This window comes from Ruegeria sp. BHSA191 (assembly GCF_059613325.1).
The window spans coordinates 21713-37665 of sequence record NZ_JBXWSH010000021.1 but is presented as its reverse complement, the minus strand read 5'-3'; the positions used below and the strand labels follow the sequence as shown (position 1 = coordinate 37665).

General features: G+C 62.5%; 18 protein-coding genes. 7 read left to right on the top strand and 11 right to left on the bottom strand.

Annotated features, from left to right (window positions below; translation table 11 throughout):
• The first annotated feature begins 24 nt into the window (after nt 1-24).
• The 7 genes from AC2FNS_RS16640 (at nt 25) to AC2FNS_RS16610 (ending at nt 4160) form a co-directional block, all read left to right on the top strand.
• On the top strand, nt 25-387 hold the full coding sequence (locus AC2FNS_RS16640; RefSeq protein ID WP_496685730.1) for a hypothetical protein: 363 nt from the start codon (nt 25-27) through the stop codon (nt 385-387).
• Between the two features lie 82 nt (nt 388-469).
• The gene (locus AC2FNS_RS16635; protein ID WP_496683887.1) at nt 470-763 is read left to right on the top strand and encodes an ArsR/SmtB family transcription factor; all 294 of its coding nucleotides are present in this window, start codon (nt 470-472) and stop codon (nt 761-763) included.
• A gap of 42 nt (nt 764-805) precedes the next feature.
• Nucleotides 806-1858 carry a YeeE/YedE family protein gene (locus tag AC2FNS_RS16630; RefSeq protein WP_496713185.1) on the top strand — a complete coding sequence of 351 codons (1053 nt, stop codon included), beginning with the start codon at nt 806-808 and terminating at the stop codon, nt 1856-1858.
• Between the two features lie 612 nt (nt 1859-2470).
• Nucleotides 2471-2857, top strand: coding sequence for a COG4315 family predicted lipoprotein (locus AC2FNS_RS16625; RefSeq protein ID WP_496713187.1), 387 nt, complete (start codon nt 2471-2473; stop codon nt 2855-2857).
• Entirely contained in the window at nt 2782-3408 is a 627-nt protein-coding gene (locus AC2FNS_RS16620) for an RNA polymerase sigma factor (protein ID WP_496803916.1), read from the top strand. The genes AC2FNS_RS16625 and AC2FNS_RS16620 overlap by 76 nt, the downstream gene beginning before the upstream one ends.
• Before the next feature lies 1 nt (nt 3409).
• Entirely contained in the window at nt 3410-3559 is a 150-nt protein-coding gene (locus AC2FNS_RS16615) for a hypothetical protein (protein WP_496713191.1), read from the top strand.
• Nucleotides 3560-3734: 175 nt separating this feature from the next.
• Nucleotides 3735-4160, top strand: coding sequence for a hypothetical protein (locus tag AC2FNS_RS16610; protein WP_496713193.1), 426 nt, complete (start codon nt 3735-3737; stop codon nt 4158-4160).
• A 5-nt stretch (nt 4161-4165) separates the two neighbouring features.
• Here AC2FNS_RS16610 and AC2FNS_RS16605 read toward each other — a convergent pair whose 3' ends face one another.
• The 11 genes from AC2FNS_RS16605 to AC2FNS_RS16555 form a co-directional block, all read right to left on the bottom strand.
• Nucleotides 4166-5899: a SulP family inorganic anion transporter gene (locus AC2FNS_RS16605; protein ID WP_496683875.1), complete on the bottom strand. Its 1734-nt coding sequence runs from the start codon at nt 5897-5899 to the stop codon at nt 4166-4168.
• Between the two features lie 132 nt (nt 5900-6031).
• A complete protein-coding gene (locus AC2FNS_RS16600; protein ID WP_496713195.1) occupies nt 6032-7714 on the bottom strand; it encodes a bifunctional protein tyrosine phosphatase family protein/NAD(P)/FAD-dependent oxidoreductase in 1683 nt (560 codons plus the stop codon).
• 15 nt (nt 7715-7729) lie between these two features.
• Complete coding sequence (locus AC2FNS_RS16595) at nt 7730-8614, bottom strand: MBL fold metallo-hydrolase (RefSeq protein ID WP_496685732.1); 885 nt, start codon at nt 8612-8614, stop codon at nt 7730-7732.
• A gap of 85 nt (nt 8615-8699) precedes the next feature.
• Nucleotides 8700-9137 (bottom strand): DUF6691 family protein, encoded by a 438-nt coding sequence (locus tag AC2FNS_RS16590; protein WP_496684259.1) that lies wholly within the window; start codon nt 9135-9137, stop codon nt 8700-8702.
• Between the two features lie 4 nt (nt 9138-9141).
• Nucleotides 9142-9573, bottom strand: coding sequence for a YeeE/YedE family protein (locus tag AC2FNS_RS16585; RefSeq protein ID WP_496684262.1), 432 nt, complete (start codon nt 9571-9573; stop codon nt 9142-9144).
• A 1-nt stretch (nt 9574) separates the two neighbouring features.
• Complete coding sequence (locus AC2FNS_RS16580) at nt 9575-9790, bottom strand: YgaP family membrane protein (RefSeq protein WP_496685214.1); 216 nt, start codon at nt 9788-9790, stop codon at nt 9575-9577.
• A 97-nt stretch (nt 9791-9887) separates the two neighbouring features.
• Nucleotides 9888-10553, bottom strand: a complete 666-nt coding sequence (locus AC2FNS_RS16575) for a Crp/Fnr family transcriptional regulator (protein WP_496727712.1) — start codon at nt 10551-10553, stop codon at nt 9888-9890.
• Between the two features lie 139 nt (nt 10554-10692).
• Nucleotides 10693-11838 (bottom strand): iron-containing alcohol dehydrogenase, encoded by a 1146-nt coding sequence (locus AC2FNS_RS16570; protein ID WP_496713572.1) that lies wholly within the window; start codon nt 11836-11838, stop codon nt 10693-10695.
• Nucleotides 11839-11904: 66 nt separating this feature from the next.
• Nucleotides 11905-13287: an aldehyde dehydrogenase family protein gene (locus AC2FNS_RS16565; protein ID WP_496713574.1), complete on the bottom strand. Its 1383-nt coding sequence runs from the start codon at nt 13285-13287 to the stop codon at nt 11905-11907.
• Between the two features lie 93 nt (nt 13288-13380).
• A complete protein-coding gene (locus AC2FNS_RS16560) occupies nt 13381-14742 on the bottom strand; it encodes a glutamine synthetase family protein (protein WP_496684277.1) in 1362 nt (453 codons plus the stop codon).
• Between the two features lie 137 nt (nt 14743-14879).
• Nucleotides 14880-15911, bottom strand: coding sequence for a TRAP transporter substrate-binding protein (locus AC2FNS_RS16555; protein WP_496713576.1), 1032 nt, complete (start codon nt 15909-15911; stop codon nt 14880-14882).
• Nucleotides 15912-15953: the final 42 nt, after the last annotated feature.

Below are 15953 nucleotides of genomic sequence, written 5' to 3'. Positions count from 1 at the left end.
GCGTATCAACTTGGGACAACGTCGATGATGAAAACACTGGCTTTCGTCTTGGCCATGTTGCTTCCGACGGCTGTCCTGGCGGATACTTACCTGCTGATGGCCGAGGAAAAAGGGTGCAGTTGGTGTGCCCGCTGGAACGCCGAAATTGCCCCCATCTATCCTAAGACCCTCGAAGGCCAGGCCGCGCCATTGCGCCGATACGACCTGCACACAACGACGCCAGACGTACAACTGCAGCGCGGCGTGCGGTTTACCCCGACTTTCATTCTGATTGAAGACGGGCTCGAAGTCGGTCGAATCGAGGGCTATCCGGGTGAAGATTTCTTTTGGGGTCTCTTGGGAATGATGCTTGACCGGGCGGGTATTGATTGGAAGCAAGCTGGGTAAGGAAAACAGTTTCGTGACAACCAATCCTGAAACCCCTGCGTCACGTCTGCCGGTGTTCGACAAGAACATTTGCGCCGAAGACATGCAAAAGATGGTGAACAACGCTCAGCGGGCGTCGAACTTCCTGAAGGCGATCAGCCACGAAGGGCGGTTGATGATCCTGTGCCATCTGGCATCCGGCGAAAAATCAGTGACCGAGCTGGAAGAGCTTTTGTCCGCGCGCCAGGCTGCAGTGTCCCAGCAGCTGTCCCGCTTGCGCTTCGAGGGGTTGGTAACCCCGCGCCGAGAAGGCAAGGCGATCTACTACAGCTTGACAGACGACCGCCCGAAACAAATCATGGAAGTTGTGTACGACTTGTTCTGTCGTGCCGACTGAGCGGCCCTGCCCTGTTGTGGCAACCGGCCGAGGGAGGATACCGTGCTGGAACTCATCGGAGAAGCGAACTCCGCAGCCCTGATCGGGTTGGTCGGGGGCGTGGCGCTTGGGTTGGCGGCTCGGGTTGGCCGCTTTTGCACATTGGGCGCCATTGAGGACGCTCTGTACGGATCTGACAACCGGCGCCTCAAGATGTGGGCCATCGCCATCGGTGTGGCAGTAATCGGTGTGCATTTGGCTATTGCGGCGGGCAAGTTCAACAGCCTTGAAACGGCCTATCTGGATCGCGCATGGAACCCGCTGGGAACGATCATCGGCGGCCTCATGTTCGGCTACGGCATGGCACTTAGCGGAAATTGCGGATACGGCGCGTTGGCTCGGTTGGGTGGAGGCGACTTGCGGTCTTTTCTCATCGTTGTCGTGATGGGTCTGTCGGCCTATTTCGTCATGTCCGGACCCCTGGCACAAGCGCGCGTCTGGCTGTTTCCCGAAATCATGGGCGCTGAGTCACCTCAAGGTTTCACCCAACTTTTTGAAACGGTTGGGATCGAACCTTTGGCAACCGGTTTGGTCGCAGGGGCGGTTCTTATCGGCGCAGCTCTTGTTCGGGCGGGGCAGCGCCCGTCGGCAAGCCAGATCATTTGGGCCAGCGTGGTGGGACTTGCCATCGTATCAGGCTGGGTCGGCACATATTGGGTTCTTTATACCGGTTTTGACGCCGAACCCGTCCGGACCCACACGTTTGCAGCCCCGATCGGAGATACAATCATCTATGCCATGACCGCGTCGGGCAATACATTGTCGTTCAGCGTCGGTTCAGTTGTAGGTGTGGTATTAGGAGCGGCACTTGGGTCGTATTCCAAGGGGCATTTCCGGTGGGAAGCCTGCGAAGACCCGCGCGAATTGCGACGTCAAATCATGGGGGCCGCGATCATGGGCCCGGGTGCGATCCTTGCAGTAGGATGCAGTGTCGGCCAAGGAATTTCAGCTTTTTCGGTTCTTGCCTTCAGCGCGCCTGTCGCCTTCGGTTCGATCTTTGTCGGTGCAGCCATCGGTTTACGTCAGCTGATTACGGGATTTGCTCCGGCGGAATGATTTTGCGTGCCCGGGTATGGAGTTGCGTAGGTGTTGTCTGGGGGCTGTAGCCTAAAACCTGTAACCGCGGAGTGATAGCCGCAGCGTCTCCCGTCACGCAGCTTCGGGGAAGAGATCTGCAACGAAGGCCGTTTCCCTGGCAACCCCTGTCTGACAGTCTTCGAACTGGCCCTTTCGGATCGTGCGGAAGGTCTCGTTTCCCGGCGAGCGCCGCGATGGCTCCGGCCATGGTCTGGAACCCGCGGATCGGGCGCAATCGCTGCATGATCGATGGCACAATAGACACGCCCGCGGATCTTGGGGCCGAACATCCTGACGCAACGGTGGATCGCCGAGGCATCGACTGTCATCCCGCGCTCGCCCACCATATCGCGAACGTCGCGACACGACAGCGGATAGCGGCAAGACCAGCACACCGTGCCAGTTTCCTATTTTTTGACGGAAAACCTCTTTTCGCAAACGCCCACCGGCGGGCTTCGAACCGGCGACCGGACTGACCCAGCTGAAGCCACCGGGTTTGAACGTTCGTCAGTTCGTACAAAAACGCACCCGAACGGACTGGCCCAGTCGTGGTGCTTGCGCTGCGCGATAGCGACACGGCGGAACACCTGAATGACCAGCACTTCTTTTGCGCTGACCATATCCACCCTGATGGCATGCGCCCTTGCAACCGCCGCCGCCGCTGGCGATGCCCCGGTCCTGACCGGGAAACTGGGTGATCAGACCTTTCTGATGGATGCCAACAAGATGACGCTGTACACGTTCGACAAGGACGAAACGGGCAAGTCCAACTGCTATGACCAATACGCCGTGAACTGGCCGCCGCTGGCCGCCGCCGGAACCGACCTGCCCAAGAACTATTCGTTGCTCCAGCGCGATGACGGTACGATGCAGGTCGCCTACAAGGGCCAACCCCTGTATCTGTGGATCAAGCACAAGCAACCCGGAGACATGACCGGCGACGGCGTCAAGGGTGTCTGGCACACTGCGCGACCCTGACCCCGGACCAGAAGGGCGACCGGATCCGGTCGCCTTTCGTCAACGCGATAAGACAGACATTCGACAAGCAAATCGAAGACGCTCTGCCCGATCTTTGGCGGTTTGCGTTCGCGCTGACCCGAAGCCACGACCAGGCCGATGACCTGGTGCAGGATGCCGTTCTGTGTGCGATACGAAAAAAGGGGCTTAGATTGCCGGACCACCCGTTCAAACCTTGGGCGATGAAGATCCTGCTCAACTGCTATCGCAACGACAGCAGGCGCGCCGCCGGCGTCCCGGCCTCTGACCGCCAAGCGCTGGATCAGCTGGCCTCGCCCGAGGCCGCCCGCCGAAGAGCGTTTGAAACTGCGCTAGCTGAGGCGTCAGATCGGTGCCTTGCCGGAGGATTAGAAACTTGTACTGCTGGCGGTCAAGGTCGCGGAGCAGACCTATGCCGAGAGCGCCCGATTGCTGAGGATCCCGTAGGGCACCGTCACGTCACGTCTGTCGCGCGCGGGCACGACTGCAAGCCGCCGAAGAACCGCCGAAAACGTCACGATTGCGGAGCGTGAAATGACGACCGAACCGACCATTGAAACCCTGCTGCAGGCCGCTTTCGACGGCCAGTTGACGCCATCTCAGCAGGACCGTCAGGAGCGGCACCTGGCTGCACATCCGGCCGACCGTACGCGGCTTGCGGCAATGATCCGGCAGCCGGGATGATCGGTGCCTTGGTGCCGCAGCCTGATCCCGCGCAACTGGACCGACTGATGCGCGGGGCACTTCAGAGTACCGGTCATGCCGGGTGCAGGCGGCTGGCCGCGGCGGTTTCGATTTTGCATTGGGTCTGGGCAGTGGCCTGTTCCTGTCGCGGGACTCCGCCAAACCAGTGACACTGATGTCGCAGGCACCGATTCAGGCTGCGGCGGCACACGCCCTGTATTCGCCCCAGGTTCTTAACCCGGTCGAGGTGTTCGCCGACCAACGCGATCATCTGCAAACCTGGCTGAGTATCTGGCTGGGCGCACCCGTGATCGCGCCGGAACTGGGGGATACCGGTTACCGGCTGATCGGTGGGGGGTTGTTGCCTCTGGGTCATGGCCTGGCAGCAGTCTTCCATTATGAAAACGAATCCGGCGACCGCCTCAGCCTGTTTGCCGACCTGGCCACGGACTCGGCTCAACCCTCGTTTCAATACCGGCGCGACGGGGATTTGGGCATCGTGATCTGGCAGGATGGGCGGTGGGAATACTCCGTGGTAGGCCGCTCCGGTCACCAGGTCATCGAAACCATCCCGCGCAAGGCCCATGAAGAACTGATCTGACCGAATTATTCCGCCGCGCGCACCCGGTCAGGCGCGGTCAGTCTTTGCCACGCGTCGTATTGTGACAGGAAGACCTGCCCGTTCAGTTCGTCTAGGAAGTGGGACTGTTTCAAGCGGTCCATGACGGGGCCCTTGACCTCGCTCAGATGCAGGCCGACGCCCATGTCGCGCAGGCGGTGATTGATCGCCTCGAGGCTTTCGAGCGCCGAGAAGTCGACCTCGTTCACCGCCGAGAACATCAGCACCACGTTGCGGATCTCGCAGCCCTCGGTCACGCGCGACTGGATTAGGTCCTCGAGGAACCGGGCGTTCACGAAATACAGGCTTTCATCCACCCGCAACGTGACCAGCGTGGGGTCGGTTTCGACCTTGTGGCGCTTGATGTTGCGGAAGTGCTGGGTGCCCGGCACCAGCCCCACCTCGGCCACATGTGGGCGCGAGGTCTTGTACAGATGCAGCAGGATCGAGATTGCCACACCGCTGGCCACGCCGGTCTCGACCCCGGCCAGCAGGGTCAGCACGATGGTGGCGGCGACGGCAGCAAAATCGGCCCGCGAATAGCCCCAGGTCTTTTTCAGGATCGACAGGTCCACCAGGCTGAGCACCGCCACGATGATCGTCGCGGCCAGCGTCGCCTTGGGCAGGAAATAGACCAGCGGGGTCAGGAACAGCGCGGCGATCGCCAGCCCGCCGGCGGTGTAGATGCCCGCCGCCGGGGTCTCGGCGCCCGCGTCGAAGTTCACCACCGAGCGCGAGAACCCGCCGGTGACCGGAAAGCCCCCGGTGAATGCCGCGCCCAGGTTGGCCGCGCCCAAGCCAATCAGTTCCTGATCGGGGTCGACGCGCTGGCGTTTCTTGGCGGCCAGCGTCTGCGCGACCGAGATACTTTCGACAAACCCGATGATCGAGATCAAGATGGCGGGCACCAGCAGCGCGCCGATCAGATCCGAGGACACCCCCGGCAGGGTCAGCGGCGGCAGGCTCTGGGGCACCTCGCCCACGATCTTGACGCCTCGCGCGTCCAGCCCGAAGGCCCAGACCGACAGGGTTGTGGCCACCACCGCCGCCACCGGCCCGGCCTTGGTCAGCACATCCGCCAGCAGCGGTGGCACCCCCATACGCCGCAGCGCGGGTTTGAGATTTTTGCGCACCCAGAACAGGAACGCCGTGGCCAGCACGCCAATCACCACGGTGATCGGGTTGGTCTGGTTCAGATGCGCAAGGATCGAGCCCAGCATCTCCGGCAGGGTATGCCCATGCGCGCTGACCCCCAGGATATGTTTCAGCTGGCTGGTGGCGATCAGGATGCCTGAGGCGGTGATGAAGCCGGCGATCACCGGATGGCTGAGGAAGTTGGCCAGAAAGCCCAGCCGCAACACGCCCAGCAGCACCAGGAACCCGCCCGACAGAAAGGCCAGCGTCAGCGCCGCCACCGCATATCCGGCGGTGCCCTGTTCAGCCACCTGCCCCACCGCACTTGCCGTCAGCAACGACACCACCGCGACCGGACCCACCGCCAGCGCCCGGCTGGTGCCAAAAATTGCATAGAGGATGATCGGCAAGATCGAGGCGTAGATCCCCGCCTCGGGCGGCAGCCCCGCCAGCAGCGCATAGGCCAGCGATTGCGGGATCAACATGATCGTCACGATCACCGCCGCGATCATGTCATTGGACAGCGCCGCCCGGTCGTACCGGCGGCCCCAGTCGAGAATGGGAAGGTAGCGATAAAGGCTCTGCATGGGGTCTCGTCCTGGAAAGGCGGCGGTCAGAGCGAGGAGGCTCTGACCGCCAGGTCTTGGCCGGACATCCGCAGCGTCAGGCCAGAACTTGCACCGGTTCGGCCGGCATCGGGTTCGGAGGCGGCAGGTTGTTTATTCGGCCGCCACCTTCAGCGGTTCGGGCTTGGCCATCCATTCCTTGCCCTTCAGCATCGCCGACCAATAGACCGGCGGCAGCAGCTTTTCCTTCAAGAACCAGGCCGCGCGGCTAGGTTTGGTGCCGTCAATAAGGAACTTTGGGAAGCTGGGCTTCAGGACACCGCCATAGCCGAACTCGGCCAGCACGATCTTGCCGCGTTCCACTGTCAACGGGCACGAGCCGTATCCGTCATAGGCCGCCACCGGGGCGCGGCCCTCGATATCGGCCACGATGTTGTCGGCCACCACCGGCGCCTGCTTGCGCGCCGCCGCCGCGGTCTTGGCGTTTGGCGCGTTCATCACGTCGCCCAGCGACCAGATGTTGTCATAGCTCTTATGGCGCAGCGTCGCCTGATCGACATCGACCCAGCCCACCGCATCCGCCAGCGGCGAGACCCGGATGAAGTCTGGCGCCACCTGCGGCGGGCAGACATGCATCATGTCGAATTCGACCGTCACCTGCTCGGGCTGCTCGTTGGGCTTGGCCACCTTGAACGTGGCGGTCTTCGCCGCCCCGTCCACCGCCATCAGATTGTGGAAGAAATTGAGCGTGGCGTCATATTTCTTTACGTATTCCATCAACGCCGGGACATAGTCGTTGACCCCGAACAGCACTCCGCCCGCGTTCATGAACTGGATGTCGATATCCTTGAGAACCCCGCGCCGGACCCACGCATCTCCCGACAGATACATCGCCTTCTGCGGCGCGCCCGCGCATTTGATCGGCATCGGCGGCTGGGTGAACAGAGCCCGGCCCGCCTTCAGCCCTTCGACCAACTGCCAGGTATAGGGCGCCAAGTCATAGCGATAATTCGAGGTCACGCCGTTGCGGCCCAGCGTTTCTTCCAGCCCTTCGACCGCGCCCCAGTCCAGCTTGAGTCCCGGAGACACCACCAGACGGTCGTATTTGACCACCCGGCAGCCATCCAGAATGACGGCATTGTTCTGCGGCTCGAACGCGGCAACGGCGGCCTTGATCCATTTGACCCCACGTGGGATCAGCGAACCCATGGTCTTGGCCGTCTGTTCCGGCGTGAACACGCCGCCGCCCACCAGGGTCCAGCCGGGTTGATAATAGTGCACGTCCGACGGGTCGATGATGGCGATCGACAGGTCGGATTTGCGCGCATGCAGGCTAGCGGCGGTGGCGATGCCCCCTGCCCCGCCGCCCACGATCACCACGTCAAAGGACGCATCGCCGGTGTCGGTGGGCGTCTTGCCGCCATTGGCGATACGGCGGGCGACACCGCTCATGTCGTACCCGGCAACCTTGGTCGCGGTCAGGATCTCCGAAACAGGGCGTTTGTGCGCGGCCTCGTGCAGCGACCACAGGGTGGCCGAGCGCGTGCCCGTCCGGCAATAGGCCAGGATCGGACCCGGCAGCTCGGTCAGGGCCTGACCGAAGGCGCGGGCATCTTCGTCGCGGACCAGGCCAGATTGGACCGGAACGTACCGGGCTTCGATACCCAGCCTTTCTGCAGCGGCCTCGATTTCCTCGAAAGTGGGCTGGTCGGCGCCTTCACCGTCGGGCCGGTTGCAGATAATGGCGCGGAACCCCGCCGCCTTGATGGCGGCAAGGTCGTCCGACGTGATCTGCGGCGAGACCGACAACTTGTCGGAGATTTTCCTGATTTCCATCGTCGCCTCCCGCGATCAGAGCTTGTTGACCGGCACCTTCAGCATCTGATTGCCGTCTTGGTCGGTCGGAATTTCGCCCGCCCGGATATTGACCTGGATCGACGGGATGATCAGCGTCGGCATCGCCAGCGTCGCGTCACGCTCGGTGCGCATCTTGATGAACTCGTCCCGCGACTTGCCGCCGCCCACATGGATGTTGTGCGCCTTTTCCTCGGCCACCGTGGTCTCCCACTTCACCTCGCGCCCGCCGGGCATGTAGTCGTGGCACATGAACAGCCGGGTCTCGTCCGGCAGGCTCAGCACCTTCTGGATCGAGTCATAGAGCGTACCGGCATCCCCGCCCGGGAAATCGGCGCGCGCCGAGCCACCATCGGGCATGAACAGTGTATCACCCACGAAGGCCCCATCGCCGATCACATGGGTCATGCAGGCCGGCGTATGGCCCGGCGTGTGCATGGCAAAAGCGGTCATGTTGCCGATCTTGTAGGTCATGCCATCGGTGAACAGCGCATCAAACTGGCTGCCGTCGCGCTGGAACTCGGTGCCTTCGTTGAAGATTTTGCCGAAGACCTCCTGCACGATCTTGATGTTCTCGCCGATACCGATCTTGCCGCCCAGCTTCTGCTGGATGTAGGGCGCCGCCGACAGGTGGTCGGCATGCGCATGCGTCTCGATGATCCACTCCAACTTCAGCCCCTGCTTTTCGATCTCGGCGATCAGCAGATCGGCATGTTCAAAGGTGATCCGGCCGGCGGCATAGTCGATGTCCATCACGCTGTCGATGATCGCGCAAGCGTTCGACGTGGGGTCCTTGACGATATAGCTGATCGTCGCCGTCGCCTCGTCGTAGAAGCCCTGAACCTCGGGCTTGACGCTCAGATCGACCGGATACTCGGCAATCGGCGTTGCAATCGCATCCGCCATCCGCTGGTTGTGGGCGTCGATTGATTTCTGATCGTTCATGATTGTGTCTCCTCTTGGGCGCTCAGGCCTTGGCCGAGCGCGAAAACAATGGTTTGCCCTGCAGGATCCGGGCCAGGACCAGGCCCACGGCGACGGCCCCCAGGAACAACACCACCTCCCACCGTCCGGTACCCAGGGCCGGGAGGGCCGCTCCGGGGCAGAACCCGGCAATACCCCACCCGATGCCGAACAGGGCCGAACCACCGATCAGCTTGCCGTCGATGACGGTCGAGGTCGGAATCTGGAACCGCGCGGCGAACAGGGGCGCGTCCCGGCGCCAAATCAGCCGATAGCCGATGAAGGTCACCACAAGCGCACCGCCCATCACGAAGGCAAGGCTGGGGTCCCAGGTGCCGGCAATGTCAAAGAAGTTCAGGACCTTGGCCGGGTTCATCATGCCCGAGATGGCAATCCCAACGCCGAAGACGAGGCCGGTCAGGAAGGTATGAAACAGTTTCATCGGCTTACCCTCCGATCACATGGCGAATGATGAAAACGGTGATGGCCGCGGTCGCCATGAAGGTCGGTACCGCCACCAGCGACCGCACCGACAGGCGCGACAGGCCGCAGACACCGTGGCCCGACGTACACCCGGACCCGAGGCTGGCACCGAGTCCGACGATGACACCTCCGACGGCAATCATCAGCGGGCTGACCGGTACGTCAATCGCGGGCATCGTGCCGGTGACCGCGAAGATCAGCCCCGGCGCCACGATCATGCCTGCCACCAGAGCCAGACGCCATGAGAACTCCGAGACGTTCTCGGGAAAAACCAGCCCCGACATGATCCCGGTCGCCCCCATGATGCGACCCAGCCCTAGCATCAGAAGAACGGCTCCCAGGCCGATCAGCAAACCGCCCCCGAAAGAAGCGAAAGGTGTAAATACAGTCTCCATGTCAGGTCCTCTTACAGGTTTTGATGCCGAAGGCACCGTAAAGCGGGCAGATCCGCAGCGCCGAAGTGATCAGCATCACTACGCCGACAATTACTGCACCCCATTTTCCGATGCCGCCGTCGAAAAACGGCAGTTTGCTGGCAAATGCCAAGTACAACAGGACCAGCCCCAGCGTAGCACGCAGAATTCGGTCGAGCGTTCCCACATTGGTGGCCATTATGCCCTCTACATTCCAAGTTTTGAATGACACATAGGGCAGGTTTCCGGCCCCTTCAGTGACAATGTCACGAAAGCCGGTGGATTTCAGGAAAAACTCAGCCGCTTTGCGCCAGCGACTGCAATGCAGCCTTGTCGGCAAGGGTGACTCGCCCGCGCGACTGGGTGATCAACTCGCGCTTCTGAAAATCGTTCAGGACACGCGAGATCACTTCACGGGCGGTTCCAAGCTCGTCGGCCAGTTGCTGGTGGGTCACCTGTATCTCGGACGCCTCGCCTGCCAGCGCCAGCAACCGTTCCGCCAACCGCACATCGATGCGCCCGAAGGCGACATCATCAACCACCCGCAACAGATCGATCAACCGGCGCGAATAGGCCTCGAAGACAAAGCTGCGAAACGCGTCTTCTTCGGCCGCCAGCCGGTCGAACTCGGCCTTTGGCAGAACAACGGCCGTCACGTCCGTTTCCGCGATCCCCTGGGCATTGTATGCCTCCTCGGCCAGCATGCAGGCCGTAGTCAGAACGCAGCTGTCGCCGGCCTCGACGCGATACAGCACGATCTCGCGCCCCGTATCGGACCGCTGGGACACCCGAATTCGACCAGCGTAAAGAAACAACAGGCTTTCGGGCACATTGTCCGGGCCAAACACCTGCGCACCCTTCGCAACCCGCACGATACGCGCCGCCTTGCGCAGCCGGTCGCGGACCCGGTCCGGCAAGCGGCGAGTTCCATTGAACCGGTCGGTCCAGTCCGGCTGCGTCATGTTGGCGTTCGCATCTATATACCGATGCTCCTATCCATCGTTGGCCCCACCGGCCACCATGTTGCGGACCCAACTTGCGGGCCGCATCCGCGAACGTCAAGCAATCGCCGCCGGGGTTTCAAGTGGCCCGGCGTTGCGCTTACAGCGCCGCGCAGAACAGCTGGGTCAGGTTGTCCTCGGTCAACTCGATCGGGTTTCCGCCGCAGGACGGATCGACGATCGCACCCTTGACCAGGTCGGGGATCGCATCCTCGGTCACGCCCAGATCGGACAGCTTGCGCGGGATGCCCAGCGAGTCGTTGAATTCCTGCACGAAGGCCCGAAATCCGTCGAACCCCCCCGAAATGCCCAGATAGGCTGCGGCCGCGTCGAACCGGTCGGCAATCGCAGCGGCATTGAACTCCAGAACCGCGGGCATGCAGACCGCGTTGGTGGTGCCATGATGGGTGTTGAACACCGCGCCGATCGGGTGGCTCATGGCGTGGACTGCACCCAGCCCCTTCTGGAAAGCCGTCGCTCCCATGGCGGCCGCACTCATCATCTGGGCGCGGGCCTCAATGTCGGTGCCGTCCGCATAGGCGCGCGGCAGATAGTCCTTGACCAGCCGCATCCCTTCCAGCGCGATGCCCTGGCTCATCGGGTGGTAATGGGGGCTGGAATAGGCCTCGACACAATGCGCAAAGGCATCCAGGCCGGTGCCGGCGGTGATGAATTTCGGCATGCCCACGGTCAGTTCAGGGTCGCAGATCACCACGGTCGGCAGCACCTTGGGGTGGAAGATAATCTTCTTGGCATGGGTTTCCGAGTTGGTGATGACGCTGGCACGGCCCACTTCCGAGCCGGTGCCGGCCGTCGTCGGCACCGCGATGATCGGCGCGATCGCGTCGGCATCCGCGCGGGTCCACCAATCGCCAATATCCTCGAAATCCCAGACCGGCCGGATCTGACCGGCCATGAAGGCGACCATTTTGCCCAGATCCAGCCCCGAGCCGCCACCAAACGCGATCACACCGTCATGTTCCCCCGCCTTGTAGGCGGCCACACCGGCCTCGAGATTCTTTTCGTTCGGGTTCGGGTCGACCTCGCTGAACAGGCCCCGGCCCAACCCTGCGGCCTCGAGAATCTCTAGCGTCGCGGCAGTGATCGGCAAATCGGCCAGACCGCGGTCGGTCACCAACAGCGGGCGCTTGATCCCCGCCGCCGCGCAGGCCTCGGGCAGTTCCTTGATGCGGCCAGCACCGAATTTGATCGTGGTCGGATAGGACCAGTTTCCAACAAGACTCATGTCAGCTTTCCTTGTGTCTAAGGCCTGCCCCGGCGAGGGGGTCGGTCCGGGACAGGCAAATCGCCCTCAGCCCGTCACCTTCTTCAGGTGGTAGGATTTGGGACGTGTCAGGTTGTGATATCCGATGACCGACAAGCCGCCGCCACGGCCGGTATTCTTGCACCCGGTCCAGCACAGGCCCGGGTCCAGATAGTCGGCCCGGTTCATGAACACGGTTCCGGTCTCGATCCGGTCGCCGATGCGTTCGGCCCGCGCCACGTCGCGCGTCCACAGCGCGGCGGTCAGGCCGAATTCGCTGTCATTCATCAGGGCAATGGCCTCTTCATCCGAGGACACTTTCATGATCCCCACGACCGGGCCGAAGCTTTCGTCGCGCATCACGCGCATGTCGTGGGTGACATTGGTCAGGATCTGCGGCGTCAGATAGGCGCCGCCGTCATCCTCGGCAAAGGTCTCGATATGCGCCACGGCACCTGCGGCCACGGCCTCGGCGATCTGCGCGCGCACCTCGTCTGCAAAGCGCACGTTGGCCATCGGTCCCAGCGTCGTCTCAGGGTCCAGCGGATTGCCCAGCTTGTAGCCCTTGACGATCTCGATCGCCTTGGCAACGAAATCGTCATACAGGCTCTCATGCACATAGATCCGCTCGATCCCGCAGCAGCACTGGCCCGAGTTGAACATGGCCCCGTCGATCAGCGTCTCGACCGCCGCATCCAGATCGGCGTCGTCCATGACATAGCCAGGATCCTTGCCCCCCAACTCGGTGCTGACGGGGGTAAAGGTGCCGGCCGCCGCCCGTTCCATCGCCTGCCCTCCGGCAACCGAGCCTGTGAAGTTCACGAAATCGAACGCCTTGCCAGCGATCAATTCGTTGGTCACGTCATGGCTCAGAAACAGGTTCTGGAACACATCCTCGGGCACGCCTGCCGAATGGAAGGCCCGCGCCATCCGCTCACCCACCAACAGGGTCTGCGTGGCATGTTTCAGCACAACCGTGTTGCCCGCGATCAAGGCGGGCGCCACCGTGTTGATCGCCGTCATGTACGGATAGTTCCAGGGCGCCACAACGAACACCACTCCATGCGGCACGCGCTTGATGTAGCGCTTGAATGTTTCGTCCTCACCCACGGCAATATCGGCCAGCGCATCGCGCGCGATGCCCGCCATATAGGTCGCGCGTTCGTTGAAACCGCCGAACTCGCCGCCATAACGCACCGGCCGGCCCATCATCCGCGCCAGTTCCGGCACGATCTCGTCATTCATCGCCCCCACGGCTGCAACGCCGGCCATCACCAGATCGATCCGCTCCAGCAGGGGCCGCGCCGCCCAATCCGCCTGCGCTGCCCGTGCCCGACCCGCTGCGGCGAATGCCGTGTCGCGATCCAGCGCAGTCCGCTCGGCAAACACCGATCCGTCGATCGGCGAGATACATTTCAACACCTGACCCATGGTCACTCCATCCTCAAGCAAAGCAGGCCCTCTGCTTCATCTGGCCAAAAATATCCCGGGGAGCGTGAGGGGCTGGCCCCTCACATCCGCCCTTTACGCCCGCTCGAACCCGCGGGCAATCTCCCAATCGGTCACCACACGCTCGAATTCCTCGATCTCGACCTCGGCGGCACGCACATAGTGGTCCACCACGTCATCTCCCATGGCCGCCCGCAGCATGGACGACCCATGCAATGCGTCCCGCGCCGCACGCAGGTTGCCCGGAATCATGCCCGTATCCCCCTGATAGACATCGCCCTTGGTCGGCGGCTGCAGCTCCAGCCCCTCCTCGATGCCCGCGATCCCTGCGGCCAGCATTCCGGCGATGGCCAGATAGGGGTTCATGTCCGAACCCGGAATCCGGCACTCCACCCGCACCGCCTTGGTGCCATCGCCGCACAGCCGGAACCCCGCAGTGCGGTTGTCCACCGACCAGATGATCCGCGTCGGCGCGAAGGTGCCCTTCATGAACCGCTTGTAGCTGTTGATGTAGGGCGCCATGAAATAGGTATAATCAGCCGCGTATTTCAGCAGGCCCGCCATGTAGCTCTTCATAAGGTCCGACATGCCCAGCGGGTCGGCCTTGTCAAAAAATGCCGGCTGCCCGTCCGCCCAAAGCGACTGATGCACATGCGACGAACTTCCGACCCGGTCATGATGCCATTTCGGCAGGAAGGTCGCCGCATGGCCCTGCTGGAATGCAATCTCCTTGACCGCGTTCTTGGCGATCGAGTGATACTCGGCCGTCTGCATGGCCGGGGCGTATTTGATGTTCAATTCTTCCTGGCCGGCCTCGGCCTCGCCCTTTGAATTCTCGACGGGAATGCCCGCGTTCCACAGGTGATTGCGGATCGGCCGCATCACATGCTCTTCCTTGGTGGTCTGAAGGATGTGGTAATCCTCGTTGTAGCCCGAGATCGGCTGCAGGTCGCGGAATCCCTCCTTGCGGATCTGGTCGAAGCTCTTCTCGAACAGGAAAAACTCCAGCTCGGTCGCGCACATCGCCTCATAGCCCATGGCCTTCAGGCGATTGACCTGCTTCTTCAGAATGGCGCGCGGAGAATGCGGCACCTCTTCATGCGTGTGGTGATCCAGCACGTCGCACATCACCATCACCGTGCCCTCCAGCCACGGCACCGGGCGCAGGGTGCTCAGGTCGGGCTTCATGACATAGTCGCCATAGCCGCGCTCCCAGCTGGTCGAGGCATAGCCGTCCGGCGTCGCCATCTCGAGATCGGTGGCCAGCAGGTAGTTGCAGCAATGGGTCTCGCGCCACGCGCCGGCCACGAAATGCCCCGCATGAAAGCGCTTGCCCATCAGGCGGCCCTGCATGTCCACCATGCAGACAAGCACGGTATCCACATCGCCTTCATCGACCTGGACCTTCAGATCCGCCAAAATCGCGTCAATGCCCATTGTTCTCATTCCTCGTCACTTCCAAGACCCCGGCCTAGTCTCACACTGGCGAACTTGCTCTTGCGGTCACCCGTGCCCGAACGGGCACCGGCCAGAACCCCCGGCGCACGATTGAACCCGCGCGCCGGAGTACAGATTTAGCTATAGCGATATGGACGCCCGGCCTTCTGCATGTCGGCGTTGTAGCGCTTGATGATCTCGACGACCTTGGCCTTGATCTCGGACTCGGCGGCGATCTCATCCCAGAAGGCAACGGCGGCCGCTTCGACCTGCGCCCATTCCTCGTCGGGGATGGTGGTCAGCTTCAGCTTGTCACCATTCACGCGCAGCGATGCCTCGCCGCCCCAGTACCACCACTGACGGTAGTAGTGCGACTGGTCGGTGCAGACACGGAACAGGGTCTGCAGGTCTTCGGGCAATTCGTTCCAGCGGTCCATGTTGGCAAAGAACGACCCGGCCCAGGCGCCCGAGATGTTGTTGGTCAGGAAGTAGTTGGTCACATCCGCCCAGCCGACGGTGTAATCCTCGGTGATGCCCGACCAGGCGATGCCGTCCAGCTCGCCGGTCTGCACGGCAACCTCGATGTCCTCCCACGGCAGGGTCACGGGGACCACGCCAAACTGCGACAGGAACCGGCCCGCCGTCGGGAAGGTGAAGACCCGCTTGCCCTTCAGGTCCTCAAGACTGTTGATCGGGTCCTTGGTGGCGAAATGGCACGGGTCCCAGGCGCCGGCCGAGATGTGCTTGACGCCCACCTTGGAATATTCTTCGTCCCAGATCTCGTTCAGACCGTACTGGTTGAACAGGACCGGAACGTCCAGCGAATAGCGCGAGGCAAACGGGAAATAGCCGCCGAACACGGTTACTTCGGTGGGCGAGGCCATCGAGTCATCATCCGACTGCACCGCGTCGATCGTGCCGCGCTGCATGGCGCGAAACAGCTCGCCCGTGGGCACCAGCTGGTCGGCATAGAACAGCTCGATCTGCATCCGGTCGCCGGCGATCTGGTTGAACATCTTGATGGCCGGATCGATCACATGCTCTGCCAGCGCGGGGCCGGCATATGTCTGCATGCGCCAGCGGATCGTGGATTGCGCCAGTGCGGGCGTGGCCAGGGCGGCCGCCGGGGCCGCTGCGGCCCCTTTCAGGAATGTGCGTCTGTTCGTCATCTTCTCTCTCCGTTGTCGGTTTCGATGGGCGAGAGACCATCC

Bases quoted from the DNA above. Each gene is read 5' to 3' on its own strand.
- AC2FNS_RS16625 (WP_496713187.1), top strand. From the start codon at position 2,471: ATGACCAGCACTTCTTTTGCGCTGACCATATCCACCCTGATGGCATGC.
- AC2FNS_RS16635 (WP_496683887.1), top strand. From the start codon at position 470: ATGCAAAAGATGGTGAACAACGCTCAGCGGGCGTCGAACTTCCTGAAG.
- AC2FNS_RS16610 (WP_496713193.1), top strand. From the start codon at position 3,735: ATGTCGCAGGCACCGATTCAGGCTGCGGCGGCACACGCCCTGTATTCG.
- AC2FNS_RS16615 (WP_496713191.1), top strand. From the start codon at position 3,410: ATGACGACCGAACCGACCATTGAAACCCTGCTGCAGGCCGCTTTCGAC.
- AC2FNS_RS16585 (WP_496684262.1), bottom strand. From the start codon at position 9,573: ATGGAGACTGTATTTACACCTTTCGCTTCTTTCGGGGGCGGTTTGCTG.
- AC2FNS_RS16555 (WP_496713576.1), bottom strand. From the start codon at position 15,911: ATGACGAACAGACGCACATTCCTGAAAGGGGCCGCAGCGGCCCCGGCG.
- AC2FNS_RS16590 (WP_496684259.1), bottom strand. From the start codon at position 9,137: ATGAAACTGTTTCATACCTTCCTGACCGGCCTCGTCTTCGGCGTTGGG.
- AC2FNS_RS16600 (WP_496713195.1), bottom strand. From the start codon at position 7,714: ATGGAAATCAGGAAAATCTCCGACAAGTTGTCGGTCTCGCCGCAGATC.
- AC2FNS_RS16560 (WP_496684277.1), bottom strand. From the start codon at position 14,742: ATGGGCATTGACGCGATTTTGGCGGATCTGAAGGTCCAGGTCGATGAA.
- AC2FNS_RS16575 (WP_496727712.1), bottom strand. From the start codon at position 10,553: ATGACGCAGCCGGACTGGACCGACCGGTTCAATGGAACTCGCCGCTTG.
- AC2FNS_RS16605 (WP_496683875.1), bottom strand. From the start codon at position 5,899: ATGCAGAGCCTTTATCGCTACCTTCCCATTCTCGACTGGGGCCGCCGG.
- AC2FNS_RS16570 (WP_496713572.1), bottom strand. From the start codon at position 11,838: ATGAGTCTTGTTGGAAACTGGTCCTATCCGACCACGATCAAATTCGGT.
- AC2FNS_RS16640 (WP_496685730.1), top strand. From the start codon at position 25: ATGATGAAAACACTGGCTTTCGTCTTGGCCATGTTGCTTCCGACGGCT.
- AC2FNS_RS16565 (WP_496713574.1), bottom strand. From the start codon at position 13,287: ATGGGTCAGGTGTTGAAATGTATCTCGCCGATCGACGGATCGGTGTTT.
- AC2FNS_RS16580 (WP_496685214.1), bottom strand. From the start codon at position 9,790: ATGGCCACCAATGTGGGAACGCTCGACCGAATTCTGCGTGCTACGCTG.